The sequence below is a fragment of the Candidatus Bathyarchaeota archaeon genome (genome assembly GCA_026014725.1).
In the GTDB taxonomy this organism is placed as follows: domain Archaea; phylum Thermoproteota; class Bathyarchaeia; order Bathyarchaeales; family Bathycorpusculaceae; genus Bathycorpusculum.
In genome coordinates, this window is sequence record JAOZHV010000045.1 from 1 (window position 1) to 1200 (window position 1200).

At 53.5% G+C, this 1200-nt stretch carries 1 protein-coding gene; it reads left to right on the plus strand.

Annotation, left to right across the window (positions count from 1 at the left end):
- Window positions 1-1200 (plus strand): glycoside hydrolase family 5 protein (locus NWE95_09530; GenBank protein MCW4004136.1); only part of this gene is annotated, 1200 nt, incomplete at both ends.

The window sequence follows — 1200 nt, forward strand, 5'->3', positions numbered from 1 at the left end:
TAGCCCCCAACCTCATACTCTGGGGCAGCGGAAGCGGCGACTCGTGGGCAGTACAGTGGAACTACAACCCAACCGCAGTCATGGAACAAACCTTCAACGCACTCCAAAACCAGTGGCACGTAAACATGATACGCGTGTTCATCTACCCAAGCTGGTACTGGCGAGACAACATCGCACCCGCACAGGAAGACCCAAGCGCAACCTCAACCACCACCATCAGCACCAGAGCCTACCTGCGCACACTCTGCCAAACAGCAGACAAATACGGCATATACGTAGACATCGTACCCTACATGCTAACGCCCTCGTCGAGCTCGTTTGCAAAAGACCCCTATGCCACACCAAACTTCGGCTGGCAAGGCCTACCGATGACAGGATGGGACGACGCAGGCAACAACTTTTTACGCGATGCAGGATACCAAAACAACGAAAAAGCCTTCTGGACTTGGTTTTGGACTGACATGGCAAACAACCTCAAAGACTACCCAAACGTAATCTTTGAAGCATGGAACGAACCAGGCTGGAACGGAGGCGACACCGAACCCATACCCAGCGGCTACATGACCTACCTCCAAACGATGTACAACGCCATACGCGCAACAGGCGCAAACCACCTAATCATGATGCAGTGGCACATGGGCTGGGTGCCAAACGGCTACGGCGCAACCCTTGGTTGGGCATCAACCATACACAACGCGTTGTCCAACCCCACAAACATGGTGTATACCACACACTTCTACTATTACGCTCCAAGCGACCAAACAGCCTACTGGGCACTCGACTACAACACATTAAAGACGCAGGTACAGAGCGCAATCAACGGCATGGGCGTGAGCGCACCGTTAGTCATCAACGAAGAAGGTTCATGCTTAACCAGCTCAAAGAACAAACAAAACGACTATACTTGGTGGCAAAACCTAATCTTGGCGCAGCGTGACTTAGGAGTTGGCGCATGTGCTTACTACTGGCTAAGCGACAGTGGGCTTGGACCAGTGTACTCGGGCGAAACCATGTTGTCCAGCGGGTACGGGTACACACCCAACACGATGGGGCAAGCATACGTAAACGCCTACCAACCTCCAGCAGCTACGCCGACACCGACAGCGACGCCAACACCAAGCCCCACACCGACACCTACACAAAGCCCAACGTCAACACCAACACCTGAACCAACTCAAACACCTACGCCAACACCAACCC